Origin of the sequence: Frankia sp. CeD, assembly GCF_000732115.1 — a bacterium.
GTDB lineage: Bacteria > Actinomycetota > Actinomycetes > Frankiales > Frankiaceae > Frankia > Frankia casuarinae.
Map to the genome: position 1 here is coordinate 84,628 of NZ_JPGU01000002.1, position 16,910 is coordinate 101,537.

General features: G+C 71.9%; 14 protein-coding genes and 1 pseudogene (1 of these 15 running past the window's edge). 13 read left to right on the forward strand and 2 right to left on the reverse strand.

Going from position 1 to position 16,910, the window contains the following annotated elements; genetic code table 11:
• From proC to CED_RS01930, 5 genes and pseudogenes are all read left to right on the forward strand, one after another.
• A pseudogene (gene proC / locus CED_RS01915) lies at positions 1-210 on the forward strand (pyrroline-5-carboxylate reductase) (it extends 588 nt beyond the left edge of the window).
• 96 nt (positions 211-306) lie between these two features.
• Positions 307-405: a 30S ribosomal protein bS22 gene (locus CED_RS22060; protein ID WP_003948845.1), complete on the forward strand. Its 99-nt coding sequence runs from the start codon at positions 307-309 to the stop codon at positions 403-405.
• Positions 406-699: 294 nt separating this feature from the next.
• The gene (locus tag CED_RS01920) at positions 700-1,569 is read left to right on the forward strand and encodes an S-adenosyl-l-methionine hydroxide adenosyltransferase family protein (RefSeq protein WP_023839822.1); all 870 of its coding nucleotides are present in this window, start codon (positions 700-702) and stop codon (positions 1,567-1,569) included.
• Positions 1,570-1,896: 327 nt separating this feature from the next.
• Positions 1,897-2,937, forward strand: a complete 1,041-nt coding sequence (locus CED_RS01925; protein ID WP_023839821.1) for an NAD-dependent epimerase/dehydratase family protein — start codon at positions 1,897-1,899, stop codon at positions 2,935-2,937.
• 95 nt (positions 2,938-3,032) lie between these two features.
• Positions 3,033-4,142 carry a lysophospholipid acyltransferase family protein gene (locus tag CED_RS01930; RefSeq protein ID WP_035908410.1) on the forward strand — a complete coding sequence of 370 codons (1,110 nt, stop codon included), beginning with the start codon at positions 3,033-3,035 and terminating at the stop codon, positions 4,140-4,142.
• Between the two features lie 25 nt (positions 4,143-4,167).
• Here the strand turns inward: CED_RS01930 and CED_RS01935 are convergent, their stop codons facing one another.
• Both CED_RS01935 and CED_RS01940 read right to left on the reverse strand, forming a co-directional pair.
• On the reverse strand, positions 4,168-5,055 hold the full coding sequence (locus CED_RS01935) for an HAD family phosphatase (RefSeq protein WP_011434943.1): 888 nt from the start codon (positions 5,053-5,055) through the stop codon (positions 4,168-4,170).
• Positions 5,056-5,311: 256 nt separating this feature from the next.
• Positions 5,312-6,028 (reverse strand): sigma-70 family RNA polymerase sigma factor, encoded by a 717-nt coding sequence (locus CED_RS01940; RefSeq protein WP_011434944.1) that lies wholly within the window; start codon positions 6,026-6,028, stop codon positions 5,312-5,314.
• Positions 6,029-6,290: 262 nt separating this feature from the next.
• Here CED_RS01940 and CED_RS01945 point away from each other — a divergent pair, with 262 nt between their 5' ends.
• From CED_RS01945 to CED_RS01980, 8 genes are all read left to right on the forward strand, one after another.
• A complete protein-coding gene (locus CED_RS01945; protein WP_011434945.1) occupies positions 6,291-6,602 on the forward strand; it encodes a glutaredoxin family protein in 312 nt (103 codons plus the stop codon).
• Positions 6,603-6,787: 185 nt separating this feature from the next.
• Entirely contained in the window at positions 6,788-7,930 is a 1,143-nt protein-coding gene (locus CED_RS01950) for a redox-sensing transcriptional repressor Rex (protein ID WP_035908411.1), read from the forward strand.
• The gene (locus tag CED_RS01955) at positions 7,927-9,348 is read left to right on the forward strand and encodes a glutamyl-tRNA reductase (protein WP_011434947.1); all 1,422 of its coding nucleotides are present in this window, start codon (positions 7,927-7,929) and stop codon (positions 9,346-9,348) included. Before CED_RS01950 ends, CED_RS01955 begins: the two co-directional genes overlap by 4 nt.
• Positions 9,345-10,532 carry a hydroxymethylbilane synthase gene (hemC, locus tag CED_RS01960; RefSeq protein ID WP_011434948.1) on the forward strand — a complete coding sequence of 396 codons (1,188 nt, stop codon included), beginning with the start codon at positions 9,345-9,347 and terminating at the stop codon, positions 10,530-10,532. The genes CED_RS01955 and hemC overlap by 4 nt, the downstream gene beginning before the upstream one ends.
• Positions 10,533-10,534: 2 nt before the next feature.
• Complete coding sequence (locus CED_RS01965) at positions 10,535-12,358, forward strand: uroporphyrinogen-III synthase (protein WP_035908412.1); 1,824 nt, start codon at positions 10,535-10,537, stop codon at positions 12,356-12,358.
• A complete protein-coding gene (gene hemB, locus CED_RS01970) occupies positions 12,355-13,383 on the forward strand; it encodes a porphobilinogen synthase (RefSeq protein WP_035908413.1) in 1,029 nt (342 codons plus the stop codon). Before CED_RS01965 ends, hemB begins: the two co-directional genes overlap by 4 nt.
• A 613-nt stretch (positions 13,384-13,996) precedes the next feature.
• The gene (locus CED_RS01975; RefSeq protein WP_011434951.1) at positions 13,997-14,221 is read left to right on the forward strand and encodes a heavy-metal-associated domain-containing protein; all 225 of its coding nucleotides are present in this window, start codon (positions 13,997-13,999) and stop codon (positions 14,219-14,221) included.
• Between the two features lie 113 nt (positions 14,222-14,334).
• Positions 14,335-16,887 carry a cation-translocating P-type ATPase gene (locus CED_RS01980; RefSeq protein WP_035908415.1) on the forward strand — a complete coding sequence of 851 codons (2,553 nt, stop codon included), beginning with the start codon at positions 14,335-14,337 and terminating at the stop codon, positions 16,885-16,887.
• Positions 16,888-16,910: the final 23 nt, after the last annotated feature.

Sequence of the window (16,910 nt, forward strand, 5' to 3'; positions counted from 1 at the left end):
GNNNNACTCATGACCCAGACCGCCCTGGGCTCGGCGCGGATGCTGCGCGAGAGCGGTGAGCATCCGGCGCTGTTGCGGGAGGCCGTCACCTCTCCGGCCGGGACCACGATCGCGGCACTGCGGGAGCTGGACCGTCGCGGTGTGCGCGCGGCGCTCATGGACGCCCTGGAGGCGGCGAGCAGTCGGTCGCGGGAACTCGGCCGTAGTTGAGGGCACCCGGGTACCGGAGCACCCGGGCTCCGATGGTTGCCCGCCGTGGCGGGTAGGCTCGCCCGGTAACTTCCTCAACATAGATCGGTCGGGNACGTGGGNTCTGTCATCAAGAAGCGTCGTAAGCGGATGGCCAAGAAGAAGCACCGCAAGTTGCTGAAGCGGACGCGCGTTCAGCGCCGCAACAAGAAGTAGGCCGCTGCCAGGAAGTCAGGCCGCTGCCAGGAAGTCAGGCCGCTGCCAGGAAGTAGGTAGCGCACTAGGACGCGGGTCGCCCACCGGGGGGTGGGGCGTACCCGGGAGTCCGGTCGTACCTGGAGACAGTCGGCCGATCCGCGGTCCCCGGCGTCCGGTGTCCACCCCGCACGTCGCGAGTTCGTACCGCCATGCCGTCTCGTATCATGTGGCTTTGCGTGCTGTAACTGTCACCGTGTGACAGGCTGTTTCCCTCGGGTGGCAGCGTGGCCGGCCCGCAGCCAGGGAGACGGCATGACGGGATCGTGGATCAATTTCCTGTCCGACTACGGCGTCGACGATGCCTCTGTAGGGGTGTGTCACGGGGTTATCGCGCGGCACGCCCCGTCGGCGCGCGTCCTCGACGTCTGCCACGCCATCGCGCCGCAGGACGTCGGGCATGCGGCCGTCACCCTGGTCGGCGCGATCGGTTATCTTCCGATGGGGGTTCATCTCGTCGTCGTGGAGCGGCTCGATGCCGACGGTTACACCCGCGGCGCGGCGATCCGGAGCACGGACGGCTCGACCTTCGTCTGCCCGGACAACGGCGTGGCGTCGCTGGCCTGGGATGCGCTCGGTGGCGTCGCCGCGGTGCACGAGATCTCCAACCGGGAGCTGTGGCTGCCGCTGCCCACCGCGGTGTTCCGGGGACGGGACGTCTATGCGCCGGTCGCGGCCCGGCTTGCGGCCGGACTCGCCCTCACCGACGTCGGCCCCCGGCTCGACCCCGACGCGCTCACGCGTTTCCAGCCGCGGGCGTGCAGCGTCGACGACGACCATGTGCACGGCGAGGTCGTGTCCGTCGACCACTTCGGCAATCTCTCGCTCAACATGACCCGGGCCGAGCTGGAGGCCGCCGGTATTCTGTTGGGAGATCTGGTCGAGGTCCGCGCCGGCAACCGCGTCATGCGGCTCACGTTCACGCATACCTACGGCGATGCGCCCCGCGGTGGAGTCACCTTGTGTGAGGACGCGTTGCGTCGAGTGATGATCGCAGTAAATTGTGGGCGAGCGGCCGACCTGCTGCGGCTGCGGCGCCAGGACGCGGTCGTCGTGGCGCAGCTGCCGAGGAGCCCGTCACCGGGACGCTCCATCCTGGATTTTCCGCTGCCGGCCCAGCGGTGATGCCGGCATCACCGCTNNGNCGGCAGCGTCGGCAGCGGCACCGGGCCTGGCCGGCGTCGATCCTCGTCCGGCTCGGNCGGGTTGTTTTTCCCCTACTTTCCGTATTCGATGTGCGCGGCTGGCCTTACGCTGTGCAATGAGCGGTCGAGGGACGGGCGTACGATGAGCCCACGATCGGACCGCGTGAACCTTTCTCGGCCGGACATCGCGGCCCCCGGTCCCGGGGAACGGTGGCGCGCTCCGGTCGGCCTGGTTCGGGCTGCCCGGTCGCCCGGCCATCCGGTCCGGGTGCCGGGCTGGACCATGCGGGCGTTGCGGGAGACTGCCATGAGACCACGCCGTGTGTTGGTGACCGGTGTAGCGCGGCCGTTGGGGGCGCAGGTGGCGATGGCGCTCGCGGCTGACCCGGGGGTCGAGGCCGTCGTCGGGGTCGATACCACTGCTCCCACCAGCGACCTCGGGCGGACCCAGTTCGTGCGCGCGGACATCCGGCATCCGTTGATCGCAAAGGTGATCTCCACCACGGAGATCGATACGGTGCTGCATCTGAACGTGATCGCCACGCCGCTCGGTGCGGGTGGACGGGCCGCGATGAAGGAAATCAACGTCATCGGCACGATGCAGCTGCTGGCCGCGTGCCAGAAGGCGCCCAGTGTCACCAAGCTGGTCGTGAAGTCCACGACGTCGATCTACGGGTCGTCCGCTCGCGACCCCGCGCTGTTTACAGAGGACACTGAGCCGCGCGCCCTGCCCGCCGGTGGCTATGCCAAGGACGCCGTCGAGGTCGAGGGTTACGTGCGTGGATTCAGCCGGCGACGTCCCGACATCGCGGTAACCGTGCTGCGGTTCACCAACATCCTCGGTCCGCAGATCGACAGCCCGCTCGCGCGCTATCTGGACCTTCCGCTGGTTCCCACGGTCCTCGGCTTCGACCCCCGCATCCAGCTGCTGCACTCCGATGACGCGTTGGCCGTGCTGATGCGCGCGACCCGCCGCGCCCACCCGGGGACGTTCAACGTGGCCGGGGACGGTGTGCTCCTGCTTTCGCAGGCGATCCGCCGAGCGGGTCGGCCGTCCACGCCGGTGCCGTTCCCCGCGATCGGGGTGTTGGGCGGGATCGCCCGGCGGCTGCGGCTCGTCGACTTCTCCGCTGAGCAGCTTGACTTCCTCGCGCACGGCCGGGCCGTGGACACGACCCGGCTGAAGGAGATCTTCGGTTACCGGCCCCGGTACTCGACGATGGAGACCTTCGACAGTTTCGTCCGCCAGCGCGGGCTCCGGTTCACCATCGACCACGATCTGATCTCCCGAGCCGAGCACAGGATGCTCGATTCGCTGGCCCGACGCCGGCTGGTGGGAACAGGGTGATGGAGGGCGGTTGCGGCCCGCCGGGTGCGGGATCGGATAGGGGGGAGGCGGAACACGTGATAAAAGGTGACGAATCCCGGGGTGAAGCGCAGATCATGCCTTGGAAATCCGCCGCAGCCGATTCGGCTTCGCGTGACCCGGCTTCGCGTGACCCGGCTTTTCTCGACGAGGTTTCCCCCGACGAGGTCTTCCTTGGTCCAGCCGCCGCGTCCCCTCGCTCCTCGCTCAACGGTGCCGAGGCGACGCTGACCGAAAGCCGGTCGGCGGNGGGNGGGCCGNCCGNCCCGGCGACGGGTCCCACCGCCGCTGCCGGGCCCGATGGCGCTGCCAGGACGGACGGTGCGCCACCGCCGACGGCCGAACCCGGTGATCTGGAGACGGCCCTCGCGGGAGCGCTGGCCTTCCTGCGGCGGCGCATCACCGGCGACTACGTCGTCGACGAGCACGGGTTTGACCCGGACCTCACCGAACACGTCGTCGCTCCGCTGCTGCGGCCGATCTACCGGGACTACTTCCGGGTCGAGACCCGGGGGCTGGAGAACATCCCGGACACGGGTGGCGCTCTGGTGGTGGCCAATCACTCGGGCACCCTGCCAATGGACGCGCTGATGATGGCCGTGGCCATCCTCGATCATCATCCGGCCCATCGCCACCTGCGCATGCTCGCCGCCGACCTGGTGTTCGCGGTGCCGTTCCTGGCCCCGCTGGCTCGTAAGATCGGCAACACTCTGGCGTGTCAGGCTGACGCGGAACACCTGCTGAACACCGGGCACCTTGTCGGGGTCTGGCCGGAGGGCTTCAAGGGCGTCGGCAAGCCGTTCAGCGAGCGGTACAAGTTGCAGCGGTTCGGGCGCGGTGGATTCGTCTCGGCCGCGTTGCGGACGGGTGTGCCGATCATTCCGTGCACGATCGTCGGAGCCGAAGAAATCTATCCTATGATCGGTAACGCGAAGTCGCTCGCTCGCCTGTTCGGGCTGCCCTACCTGCCGGTTACACCGACCTTCCCGTGGTTCGGTCTGCTGGGGCTCATCCCGCTTCCGTCCAAATGGATCATCGAGTTCGGGGAGCCGGTCCCAACGAAGACGTACACCGCTGAGGCGGCGGACGACCCGATGCTGGTGTTCGAGCTCACCGACCGCATCCGGGAGACCATCCAGCATACGCTGTACAGCCTGCTGATGCAGCGCCGCTCGGTGTTCTTCTAGGTTCTTTCCCGGCGCCGAAGGTGCTCTAGGCGCCCGCGGCCCGGCGCCGCAACGCCATGCCGGCGGCGACCCCGCCGGCGAGCGCGCCCACCCCGGCTGCCGTCGGAATGCCGATCTTGGCTGCCTTGCGGGCCGTGCGAAAGTCCTTGATCGGCCATTCGCGTTCCCGGGCCACGGTCTTCAGGTCCGGATCCGGGTTGATCGCGACCGGGTGGCCCACCAGGGAGAGCATGGGCAGATCGTTGATCGAGTCCGAGTAGGCCCAGCACCGCGACAGGTCCAGGCCCTCCCGCTCGGCGAGCGCCTGCACGGCCTCGGCCTTCGCCTGGCCGTGCAGCAGGCCGCCGACCAGGTGGCCGGTGTAGGTGCCCTCGGCGGAGACCTCACTGACCGTGCCGAGGGCGCCGGTGAGGTTCAGCCGCCGGGCGATGACCGAGGCGAGCTCGACCGGGGTGGCCGTGACCAGCCACACTCGCTGGCCCGCGTCAAGGTGCTGCTGGGCGAGCGCGTGCGTACCCGAGTAGATCTGCTCGGCCATCCGTTCGTCGTAGATCTCCTCGCCGTAACGGACGATCTCGGCCACCGTGCGCCCGGCGACGAAGGCAAGCGCGGTCTCCCGAGCATCCCGGATGCCGCTCGGGTCCTCGAGCCCACGCAGCCGGTAGGTGATGTGCTGCCAGCCGAACCGGATCAGGTCACGCGAGTTGAAGAAGTCCCGGGCGGCCAGGCCGCGGGCGAAGTAGAAGATCGAGGCGCCCGCCATCATGGTGTTGTCCACGTCGAAGAACGCGGCCGCCGACTCGTCCAGCGGAGCCCGCGGAACCTCCTCGGCCGCGACCTTCAAGGCGGCGATCGCGGCGGCCTCGGCGGCCTGCCTCGTCGTGGCCAGGTCCCTGCGTCGTCGCACCCTCATCGTCAACTCCATGCTGTCCGGGGCGGAGCAAGGGCTCGGCTCGGGAAGTGACCGGGGCCGCCACCCACCCCTTGTCGCCACCTCCGCGCGCCGCGATCCACGCCATGGTTCGCCGGCACGCCGTCAGAGTACGGTGCGGCACGACTTCGCGGCGGCCGCCGCTCGAACGTGACGGCGGGAAAGTGCCGGNGGAACAACGACCGGGCCGGGGNTGCGACGTGATCTGGGATATCGCTCACGGCGAGGGGCCCGGAGGTCAGGCCGTGCCTGCTGCGGGAAGGGCGCGGGCAAGTGTCCGAATTGCTCTGAACTGCAAGGATTTGACCGCCCCTTCGTTGCGGCCCATGGCCAGCGCGGTCTCGCGGACCGACAGCCCTTCGAGGAACCGGAGCGCGACGCACTCCTGCTGGTCCGGGCGCAGTTCGCGGACGGCGTCGAGCAGCTCGCGGCGGGTCAGCACGGCCAGGATCGACTCTTCGGGGCTCGGCGCCGTCAGCGCCGTGGCTCGGTGCTCGGCCGCGGCGAGGATGTCCGCCGTCGGGATCTCGAACCGGCGCCGCGCCGAGCGGGCCTGATCGACCAGCAGGTTGCGGGCGATGGTGATGAACCAGGCACCGATGTCCCGNCCCTGCCACTGGAACGTGCCGATGGAGCGGAAGGCACGCAGGAAGGTCTCGCTGACGATGTCCTCGGCGGCCACCGGATCCCCGCCCAGCCGGTACAGCGCGTACCGGAACACGAGGTTGGCGTACCGGTCGTAGAGCAGCCCGAAGGCGTTGACGTCACCTCGCCGGGCCCGGGCGACGAGCGCCGTCCGGTCGTCGTCGGCCGGATCGCCCTGAGGGTCCCCGACTCGCTCGCGGTCCTCCCGGGCGCCCACCGGGGACATCGCGTCCTGCCGGCGGAGGGGGCCGCGGCGCGGGGCGGCGAGGTCGACGAGGTCGACGAGGTCGGCGAGCGTGCATTCGGTCACAGCCCGGGCTCCGGAGGATGCGGTCGCGGCAAGGTGGGCCGGAAGGCCCGGCGCACATGGTTCCGTTAGTAGCTGAGTGTAGCCGGAGGAGGGAGCGCGGGAAGTCGGAGATCGTCCGGGCGCAGGCAGAGGGCGTCTTCCGGCGAGGTCCGGACCGGACCGCACGCCGGGGCCGGGGCCGGGCCCCTGAACGGACCTCGGTCCCACCGAGCGGTTCGGAAAGCCACTCGGCGGCGACGGGGATCGCGCCTACCATCGGGGAATGGACGACGGGTTGGAACAGGCGGATTCCGGCCGCGACGGTGTGCGTATCACACTGCTCACCCGGACGGGATGTCATCTGTGCGACACCGCGCGGGCGGCGGTCGTCCGGGTCGCCGAGCAGGAGCAGGTCGGGTGGCGGGAGGCCGATGTCGACGCCGATCCCCAGCTTGCCGACGCCTACGGCGACCGGGTGCCGGTCATCCTGCTCGACGGCCGGGAACACGGTTACTGGCGGGTGGAGGAGGACCGGCTGCGGCGGGCGCTCGCCGGCGGCCGGTGGGCGCTGCGCCCTGCCAAGGGTGGTCGCTGATCAGGGGGCCGGCTCTCCTCGGCACTTCGTGAATCCCTTCACGAAGTCGTACACTGCCCGAGGACAGCCGACTTGTGGCGCCGACTACCGCACGCCGGGACTACCGCACGCTGGGTGTCGGCGGGGCCACGGATTCGGGCCCATAGCTCCGGGCGTAACCGCGCGCCTAGAGATCGGAGCCGCGGATGAGTCAGCCACGGCGTCGCCCGGCGGTGATCCGGCGACGTACACGTAGTGACACGGCTTCCAGGCGTTCCTCCGACGTTCCGGAGGCGACGGTCGCGCGGCTTCCGCTCTACCTCCGGGTGCTGACGACATTGGCGGAAAGCGGGGTTTATACTGTGTCTTCGGACACGCTCGCGGCCGCCGCCGGAGTCACTCCGGCCAAGGTTCGCAAGGATCTGTCCCATCTCGGTTCCTACGGCACGCGGGGCGTCGGCTACGAGGTGGATGTCCTGCTCGACTGCATCGCCGCGAAACTGGGCCTCACCGAGGACAGAGCGGTTGTGCTGGTGGGAGTCGGCAACCTCGGCCACGCCCTGGNGGGTTACGGCGGCTTTTATGCCAGGGGCTTTCGGATCGTGGCCCTGGTCGACGCGGATCCCGAGCGAGTCGGCGAGCGGGTCGGTGAGGTTGTCGTCAGTCCCGTCGGCGATCTCGAACAGGTGATCGTCCAGGGTCAGGTCACGATCGGGATGATCTGCACGCCGGCAGCCGCGGCGCAGGGGGTGTGTGATCGTCTGGTCGCTGCCGGGGTCACCAGCATCCTCAACTTCGCCCCCACGGTGCTTTCGGTACCCGACGGTGTGGACGTGCGTAAAGTCGACCTTGCCGTGGAACTGCAGATCCTCTCGTTCCATGAAGCACGTAAACGTCCGTCGCCGGCACGGGACACATCACCGAGACGGGGCGCGAGATCCACACCGGGCGCCGGCTCCGGGCGTGACGCCGTGCCGCCGCGCCGGGCGCGCCCGGCGCGGCGGGCGCCCNCNGCACGCGNGGCGCTGCCNGGCGGCGACGAGGTCCTCGCCGCGCTCGGGGCGGCGGGCCTGGACGGGGTGACGAGCGCGGACGGGACGGAGCCCTCCGCGGGCAGGCTGGAGACCGATACGGATGAGGTCGTGCGGGTGACTCGGCAAGTAGGCATGACTCGTCCGGCGGGGGCAGCTCGTCCGGCCGGGATGGCTCGGGACGATCGGCCGACCCGGGATGATCGGGAGGGGGAACCGGGCGCGGTGCGCCTGGAGCACACCCCGGAGCCTGGATCGCCGGCGCGCGGGACGCTGCCGGCCGCGGGAGCGCTGATGGCCGGAGGTGAGGCGTCGTGAGCCTCCTGGTGGTCGGGCTCAACCACCAGACCGCGCCCACGTCGTTGCTCGAACGCACCTCGGTCTCGGCCGAGGACATCCCGAAGGTCCTGCACGATCTGGCCGAGGGCACCCACGTCAGCGAGGCTGTGGTGCTCTCGACGTGCAACCGCATCGAGATCTATGCCGAGGTTGAGACCTTCCACGGCGGGGTCGCCGACATCTCCGACCAGCTCAGCCGGATCTGTGGGATCGACCTCGGTGATCTTGCCGGCCACCTGTACGTCCACCACGAGGCGCGGGCCATCGGGCACCTGTTCTCGGTGGTGTGCGGCTTGGACTCCATGCTTGTCGGGGAGAGCCAGATCCTCGGTCAGGTACGCACGGCCTTCCGGGCCGGTCAGGCCGCCGGGGTGGCGGGCAGCGCGCTGTCCGGCCTGTTCCAGGCCGCGCTGCGGGTCGGCAAGCGGGCCCACTCCGAGACGTCCATCGATGCCGCCGGCGCCTCCATTGTCTCGGTGGGTGTCCGGCTGGCCGCTTCCGGCCTGGGCCTCCACAGCGAGGTTCCGGCCGTGCCGGTGGCGCCGCCGGGCGGGCGGGCGCTGGACGGGGGAGGAGTCGCGGCCGAGGGGCCGCGACACGCCGTGACGCCCGAACCCCCGCCGTTGGCCGGGACCCGGGTGCTGCTCATCGGTGCCGGCGCGGTGGGATCGCTGGCCGCGCAGACCGTCCGGCGAGCTGGCGCCGGGGAGGTTGTGATCGCGAACAGGACCGCCGCCCGGGCGGCCCGCGTCGCCGAGGCCCACGAGGCCCGGGTCGTCGGTCTCACCGACCTGGCCCACGAGATCACCATGGCGGACCTGGTGATCTCCTCGACCGGCGCGAGCGGTCTCGTTGTCGAGCACGAGCTGGTTGCCGCGGCCCTGCCCGGCCGGGCAGGGCGCCCGCTGGTCTTCCTCGATCTGGCCCTGCCGCACGATATCGACCCGGGGGTGCGCGAGCTGCCCGGGGTGAGTCTGATCGACCTGGACGCACTGCGCATCGCGCTGGACGGCGCCCAGGTGACGCACGACGTGGAGGCGGTCCGCGCGCTGGTCGCCGCCGAGGTCGCGAGCTTCCTCGACCGCCGGCGGGCGGGCCGGGTGGCGCCGACCGTCGTCGCGCTGCGGGCCCACGCCGCCGCCGTGGTGCGTAGCGAGCTCGCCCGGTTGCACACCCGCCTGCCCGACCTCGACGATCGGGAGTGGAGCCTGGTGGAGGGCTCGGTCCGGCGCGTCGTCGACAAGCTGCTGCACGCCCCGACCGTGCGGGTACAGGAGCTGGCCGGGGCGCCCGGTGGGGACGCCTACGCCGAGGCCCTGCGGGAACTGTTCGATCTGCCGCGTGAGGTGCCCGCCGTGGTGTCCGCGCCTGACCTTGATCTGCTGGAGCGTTCGTGACGGGGATCGACCCGACGAGTACCGACCCGACGAGTACCGATCCGACGAGCATCGGCGCCACGGGTACCGGCGCCACGGGTACCGGCGCCGACCTGCTGGCCCGTTTCGCCGGCCGCCGGCTGCGGCTGGGAACACGGCGCTCGGCGCTGGCGCTGGCCCAGTCCGGGACGGTCGCTGCCACCCTGCGGGCGCGGGTGGGCTGCGCCGTCGAGCTGGTGCCGATCGTCACGGCGGGGGACCGCTCGTCCGGGGAGATCAGCCAGATCGGCGGGACCGGCGTCTTCGTCAGCGCGCTGCGCGACGCCCTGCTGTCCGGCGAGATCGACCTGGCGGTCCACTCGTTGAAGGACCTTCCGACGGCCACCCCACCCGGTCTGGTGCTCGCCGCGGTCCCGCCGCGGGCGGACCCCCGGGACGTGCTGGTCGCCCCGAGCGGGCGGCGCCTGGCCGAGCTCAGGGCCGGCGCCCGGATCGCGACCGGATCCCCACGTCGCGCCGCGCAGCTGCGTGCTCTCGGCCTCGGGCTGGAGGTCGTCACGATCCGCGGCAATGTCGACACCCGGTTGAAGAAGGCCATCGACGGTGAGGTGGACGCGGTCGTCCTCGCGCACGCCGGGCTGGCGCGGCTCGACCGGCTCGATGCCGTCACCGAGATCCTCGAACCCACGGTGATGCTGCCCGCGCCCGGCCAGGGAGCCCTGGCGATCGAGTGCACGGGCGGTGCCGGGCTCGTCGTGGCCGGTCCGGCGCGCGCTCTGGTGCCCGCCGGGCCGGGTTCAGGTCCCGCTGTGGGACAAACCGGTGGCGAAACGTGGTCAGATGGCGGCCAGCCCGTCGATACGGGCCTCGCCGAGCTGCTACGGTTTGTGCTCGATGACGCATCGTCGTCCGTCGCGGTCAGAGCGGAACGCGCGTTCCTCGCCGGCATCGAAGCTGGTTGTACTGCCCCGGTCGGCGCCTTGGCCGAGCTTCTTCCGGAGCTGGCCGAAGGAGCCGCGGCGGAGGCCGGCGGTGCGCCTCCCGCGGGTCGTCTGTGCCTGCGGGCGGTCGTCGCCGCGCCGGACGGAAGCGATGTCCTCCGGCGTGACGTCACCGGATCCGCCGTCGACCCGGAGGCGCTCGGGCAGCGCCTCGCGGACGACATGCTGTCCGCCGGAGCACACTCGCTGATGGGAACCCGCTGAGCATGGCCACCCGACGAACGAAGAAGCCCGTCTCCCCGGTCGCCCTGGTGGGTGCCGGACCGCGTGACCCCGGACTGCTCACCGTCCTCGCGGTCGAGACCCTGGCCGCCGCCGACCTGGTGGTTGCCGATCCCGAGGTGGCGCCGGCGGTGGTGGAGAACCTCACCGCCGAAGTGCTGCGCATCGGCGACCTCGAGGCGCCGAAGCCGGTCCGTGACGCGGAGGCGGCGACCGCCGCGGTGGTGAGCAGGGCCCGTGCCGGTGACAAGGTGGTCCGGCTCTACGCCTCCGATCCGTGGCTGACCCGCATCGGCGCCGCGGACGCCCAGGCGCTCGCGAAGGCCAAGATCCCCTATCGGGTGGTGCCCGGCATCCTCACCGGCGCCGCGGTCGCGACCTACGCCGGGGTCGCCCCGGGCGCGCCGGTCACCTTCGCCAGTACCTCCGGGGTCTTCTCGTCGTCGGGCACCGTGCCGGCGTCCTCGCCGTTCGGCGGGAGCGAGCCGGTGGGTCCGCTCACCGGTCCTCCGTTCGGGGCCTCGCGGCTGGGCGGACGGCCGATCGCCGGTCTCGGGGGCGGGCTCGGCGGTGGCCTGGGAACCGGCGGGTTCGGCTCGCCGCTGGGCCTCGGTGCCGCGGGCGGCTTCGGCGGGTTCGGTGCGCCGATCTCCTCCCCCGGTGACCTGGACTGGGGTGCCCTCGCCCAGACCCCGGGCACCCTCGTGGTCACGGCGGCACCGACGGAGGTCGGCAAGGTCGCGGCGGCGCTCGTCGAGCACGGGCGGCCCGGTGACACCCCGATCGCGGTGACCGTGGACGGCACCACCACCGACCAGCGCACCGTCACCTCGACGCTCGACCGGGTCGAGGCGGACACGGCACCGCTGTTGACCGCGGCCCCCACCCCGATCACCCAGGTCGTGCTGTCCATCGGCCCGGTGGTCGCGACCCGCGGCAAGCTCTCCTGGTGGGAGACCCGGGCGCTGTTCGGTTGGACGGTGCTGGTCCCGCGGACCAAGGAACAGGCGGCGATCCTGTCCGACCTGCTGCGTTCGCACGGCGCAAGCCCGCTGGAGGTGCCGACGATCGCCGTCGAGCCCCCGCGGACCGCCGCCCCGATGGAGCGCGCGATCACCGGTCTGGTCTCTGGGCGCTACCAGTGGGNGGCCTTCACCTCGGTCAACGCGGTCAAGGCGGTGCAGGAGAAGGTCGAGGAACGCAGCCTCGACGCCCGCGCGTTCGCGGGGGTCAAGGTTGCGGCGATCGGCGAGGCGACGGCCGACGCGCTGCGCACCTTCGGTATCCGGCCCGATCTCGTCCCGTCCGGGCAGCAGTCCAGCGAGGGGCTGCTGGCGGACTGGCCGGACTTCGACGACACCCTCGACCTGCTCGACCGGGTGCTGCTGCCGCGTGCCGACATCGCCACCGAGACCCTGGTCGCCGGCCTGAAGGAACGCGGCTGGCAGGTCGATGACGTGACGGCCTACCGCACCGTGCGTGCCGCTCCGCCGCCCGCATCCATCCGGGAGGCGCTGAAGGGCGGCCGGGTCGACGCGGTCGTCTTCACCTCATCCTCGACCGTGCGCAACCTGGTCGGCATCGCCGGCAAGCCCCACGAGACGACGGTGATCGCCGTGATCGGTCCGGCGACGGCCGCCACTGCCCAGGAGCTCGGGCTGCGCGTCGACGTGCAGGCTCCGGAGGCGTCCATCCCCGCCCTTGTCGGGGCGCTGGCGGAGTTCGCTGCCGAACACCGGGAGGAGCTCGGGAAGATCGGGCCGCTCGCTGCGCGGTTGCCGAAGCCACGGCGAGGCTCGCGGCGGTGAGGGCGCAGGCCCGGGGGAACGGGGCCGGGGCCGGGGCCGGCTATCCGACGGCACGTCCCCGCCGGCTGCGCCGCTCGTCCGCGCTGCGCCGGCTGGTCTCGAACGTGCGGTTGCACCCGTCCGACCTGGTGCTGCCGATGTTCGTCAAGGAGGGCGTGGCCGATCCCGTTCCACTGGCCTCGATGCCTGGTGTCGTCCAGCACACCCGCTCCTCGCTGCGGGGGGCGGCCGTCGAGGCCGCCGAGGCCGGCGTGGGCGGGCTCATCCTGTTTGGTGTGCCCGCGGAGAAGGACGCCCGGGGCTCGGCCGCCGACGACCCGGACGGCATCGTCCNGCTCGCGCTCGCCGATCTTGCCTCCGAGGTCGGTGGCGACGTCGTCCTGATGACGGACCTGTGCCTGGACGAGTACACCGACCACGGGCACTGCGGTCTGCTCACCGACTCCGGGGAGGTCGACAACGACGCCACCCTGGCGCGCTACGGCGCGATCGCCGTGGCGCAGGCCCGTGCGGGTGCCGAGGTCGTCGCGCCGAGCGGGATGATGGACGGCCAGGTCGGCGCGATCCGGGCCGCGCTGGACGCGGAGGGCTTCGTCGACCTGCCGATCATCGCCTACTCGGCTAAGTATGCTTCGGCGTTCTACGGGCCGTTTCGCGAGGCCGCCGAGTGCGCCCCGCAGTTCGGGGACCGGACCGGTTACCAGCAGGATCCGGCTCGCTCGGCCGAGGAGGCCCGGCGCGAGGTCGCGCTCGACCTCGCCGAGGGCGCGGACGCGGTGATGGTGAAACCGGCGCTGGCCTACCTGGACGTGCTGCGGGCGGTGGCCGACACGGTGGACGTACCGGTGGCGGCCTACCAGGTGTCGGGCGAGTACGCGATGGTGGAGGCCGCCGCGGCGGCCGGGTGGATCGACCGGGACCGGGCGATCGACGAGACGCTGACCGCGATCTCCCGGGCCGGGGCGGACATCATCCTGACCTACTGGGCCACCGAGGTTGCCCGCCGCTTGGCCGCCGCCCGCTGACTGTCCCCCTCGGTGACGATTCCTGTCCGCCGGCAGCTTTCTGGACAGGTATCCGGGCGGGAGGCCGCGCTCAACGGAGCGGGCCGCGCCGGGAGCGGGCCGCGCCGGGAGCGGGCCGCGCCGGACCGGTGGGTGACCACCGCGAGGCGGCGCCCCGACGTGCCGGGTCGTGGGTGCCCGGCTGATGTGCCGGTCGTCCGTCCGCGCAGGATCTGATGGACTCTGGACCACCCGGCCGTATTGCGATGCGCTGATGTGATGCGCTCCCGTCGCCCAGCTGGCCGCCCATCCGGTCACAGTCCCGTGCGCCTGCTCTCCACGATGGTGCCGGAAGCTCGACATGTGCGGAAAGTGTTCGGCATGTTGCCCGAAGTAGGCCGGCGGGTTGGCCAAGGTGGGGCTGTGCGTCGCGGCCTTCCTGTGTCGGCGTGGGTGGGATCTCCCCCGTGATGATCGACCATTGGTTCGGAAGATACCCCCACCGGGTACCGGTACACCATACGGGGGGAGGGTATGTTCGGGAGGTGGGACGGGCGCCGGTGGGCCGGTGGGTCGGGCAGATCCATTGGGGCCGGGGCGGCTTACAAGAGGAGACGAGGAGACGGGAACGGCCATGACGACAACCGCCTACACGACCACCTACACGGTGGCCGGGATGACCTGCCAGCACTGCGTCCGATCCGTGACCGAGGAGCTCGCGCGGCTGCCGACCGTGTCGGACGTCGCCGTGGACCTGGCCGAGGGTCGGGTCACCCTCGTCAGCGATGGCGTCGTCGAGGACGGCGCCGTCCGGGAGGCCGTTGCGGAGGCCGGATACGAGCTTGTCGGGCGGGCGTAGCGCTTCGGTGGTGCCAACGGTGCCGGTGGTCGGCGGGTGTGTCCGCTCCCACCGCCCGTGACCGGCGGTACCTTCCGGTCCGCCGTCAGGAATCCGCCGTAAGGGGAGAGCTGATGACCACTCTCGACGTCGGAAGGGGTCACCCCGCGCGGATCGAGCTCGCGATCGGCGGGATGACCTGCTCGTCGTGTGCCGCGCGGGNGGAACGCAAACTCAACAAGCTGGACGGCGTCACCGCTTCGGTGAACTACGCCACCGAGAAGGCCACCGTGACCCTCACGGACACGGAGGCCCCCGCGGTCCGTCTCGACGATCTGATCCGCGTGGTCCAGGCCGCGGGCTACTCCGCGGCCCCGGCCGCCGGACGCGCGGCTGACACCAGGGCCGAGACGGCGGCCTACACCGGGGCCGAGACGGCAGCCGATGCCGAGGCTGACACCGAGGTCGTAGCCGGCACCGCGGCCGAGCAGGTGGCGGGTGCGGCGGATGCCAAGGACGGCGGCGCGCAGGACGGCGGCGGCACGCAGGACGACGCACCCGGCGCGGCGCTGCGGGCGCTGCGCGTCCGGCTGGCGGTCTCGGCGGCGCTCGCCATGCCGGTGATCGTACTGGCCATGGTGCCCGCCTGGCAGTTCGACTACTGGCAGTGGGTCTCGCTGGCCCTGGCGACGCCGGTCGTGCTCTGGGGAGGCTGGCCGTTCCATCGGGCCGCGGCCCGGGGCGCCCGGCACGGTGTCGCGACGATGGACACCCTGGTCTCCCTCGGAACGCTGGCCGCCTTCGTCTGGTCGCTGTACGCCCTGTTCCTGGGCGGAGCGGGCGAGCCGGGGATGCGGCACTCGTTCTCGTTCACCGGCGGATTCCCGGGCCCGGAAGCCTCGGCCGGCGAGATCGTCCACTCGGGGAGTGGTCACGGCACCGGCGGGAGTGCCCACGGCGGCGCGGGCACGGCCCTCTACCTGGAGGNCGCCGCCGGGGNGACGGNGTTCCTGCTCGCCGGCCGATTCCTGGAGTCACGTGCCCGCCGGCGTTCCGGCGCGGCCCTGCGGGCGCTGCTCCACCTCGGGGCGAAGGACGTCACCGTGCTGCGCGTCCGGCCGGCGGACGGCGCGCGGGGGACTGGCCCGCGGCGGGTCGAGGAGCGGATCCCGGTCGAGGCGCTGCGGATCGGGGACGAGTTCGTCGTCCGTCCGGGCGAGAAGATCGCCACCGACGGCGTCGTGCTTGATGGGCTGTCGGCGGTGGACGCGAGCATGGTCACCGGCGAGTCGGTGCCCGTCGAGGCCGGCCCGGGTGACGCGGTTGTCGGGGCGACGGTGAACGTCGGCGGGCGGCTCGTGGTCCGGGCCACCCGGGTCGGTGCCGACACGCAGCTGGCGCGCATCGCCCGGCTCGTGACGGAGGCCCAGAGTGGCAAGGCCCGCGTCCAGCGCCTCGCCGACCGGGTCTCGGCGGTGTTCGTTCCGGTGGTGATCATTTTCGCACTCGTCACCCTCGGGGTCTGGCTGGCTCTCGGGCAGCCGGCGACCGACGCCTTCACCGCGGCCGTCGCCGTGTTGATCATCGCCTGCCCCTGCGCGCTGGGCCTGGCCACGCCGACGGCGCTGCTGGTCGGGACGGGACGCGGTGCGCAGGTGGGCATCCTTATCCGCGGCCCGGAGGTGCTGGAGTCGACGCGGCGGGTCCAGACCGTCCTACTCGACAAGACCGGCACGGTGACCAGCGGGCGGATGCAGGTTGTCGCGGTGCTGCCGGCTCCCGGCGAGGACGCCGCCGAGGTGCTCCGGCTCGCCGCGGCGGTGGAGGACGCGAGCGAGCACCCCATCGCCCGGGCGATCGCCGACGCGGCCAGGGAGCACGCGGTGGCCGCTGGTGCGGCTGGGGAGCACGCGGTGGCCGTCGGTGTGCTGCCGCCGGTCGCGGACTTCGCGAACACCGCGGGCCTCGGCGTGCGCGGCACCGTCGAGGGGCATGCGGTGCTCGTCGGGCGGCCCCAGGTGTTCGTGGAACTCCCGGACGCGCTCGCCGCCGAGCTGGACCGGGAACGGGCCGCCGGGCATACCGCCGTCGTGGTCGGCTGGGACGGCCGTCCCCGTGGACTGATCAGTGTCGCCGACACGGTGAAGCCCACCGCGGCCGCGGCCGTCGCCGATCTGCGTCGGCTCGGGCTGCACCCGGTCCTGCTGACCGGGGACGCCGAGGCGGTCGCCCGGTCCGTCGCCGCCGAGGTCGGCATCGCGGACGAGGATGTCATCGCCGAGGTCCTGCCCGAGGAGAAGGTCGCGGCGGTCCGTCGCTTGCAGGCGCAGGGCCGGGTCGTGGCCATGGTGGGCGACGGGGTGAACGACGCCGCCGCGCTCGCCCAGGCCGATCTGGGCCTGGCGATGGGCGGCGGCACCGACGCGGCGATCGAGGCGTCGGATCTGACGCTTGTCAACGCGGATCCCCGCCTGGTGGCGGATGCTATCCGACTGTCGCGCGCCACCCTGCGCACGATCAAGGGCAATCTGTTCTGGGCGTTCGCCTACAACGTGGCCGGGCTACCGCTTGCCGCGACCGGTCTGCTCAACCCAATGATCGCGGGGGCGGCGATGGNGTTCAGCTCCGTCTTCGTCGTCACGAACAGTCTGCGGCTGCGGCGTTTCACCGCACTGCGGCCGGCCTGAGCGGGTCCGGCCTGAGCGGGTCC

What these genes read in the sequence shown, in the direction of transcription:
- CED_RS01920 (WP_023839822.1), top strand. Translation starts at nt 700, where the DNA reads ATGACGGGATCGTGGATCAATTTCCTGTCCGACTACGGCGTCGACGAT.
- CED_RS01925 (WP_023839821.1), top strand. Translation starts at nt 1,897, where the DNA reads ATGAGACCACGCCGTGTGTTGGTGACCGGTGTAGCGCGGCCGTTGGGG.
- CED_RS01935 (WP_011434943.1), bottom strand. Translation starts at nt 5,055, where the DNA reads ATGAGGGTGCGACGACGCAGGGACCTGGCCACGACGAGGCAGGCCGCC.
- CED_RS01945 (WP_011434945.1), top strand. Translation starts at nt 6,291, where the DNA reads ATGGACGACGGGTTGGAACAGGCGGATTCCGGCCGCGACGGTGTGCGT.
- CED_RS01975 (WP_011434951.1), top strand. Translation starts at nt 13,997, where the DNA reads ATGACGACAACCGCCTACACGACCACCTACACGGTGGCCGGGATGACC.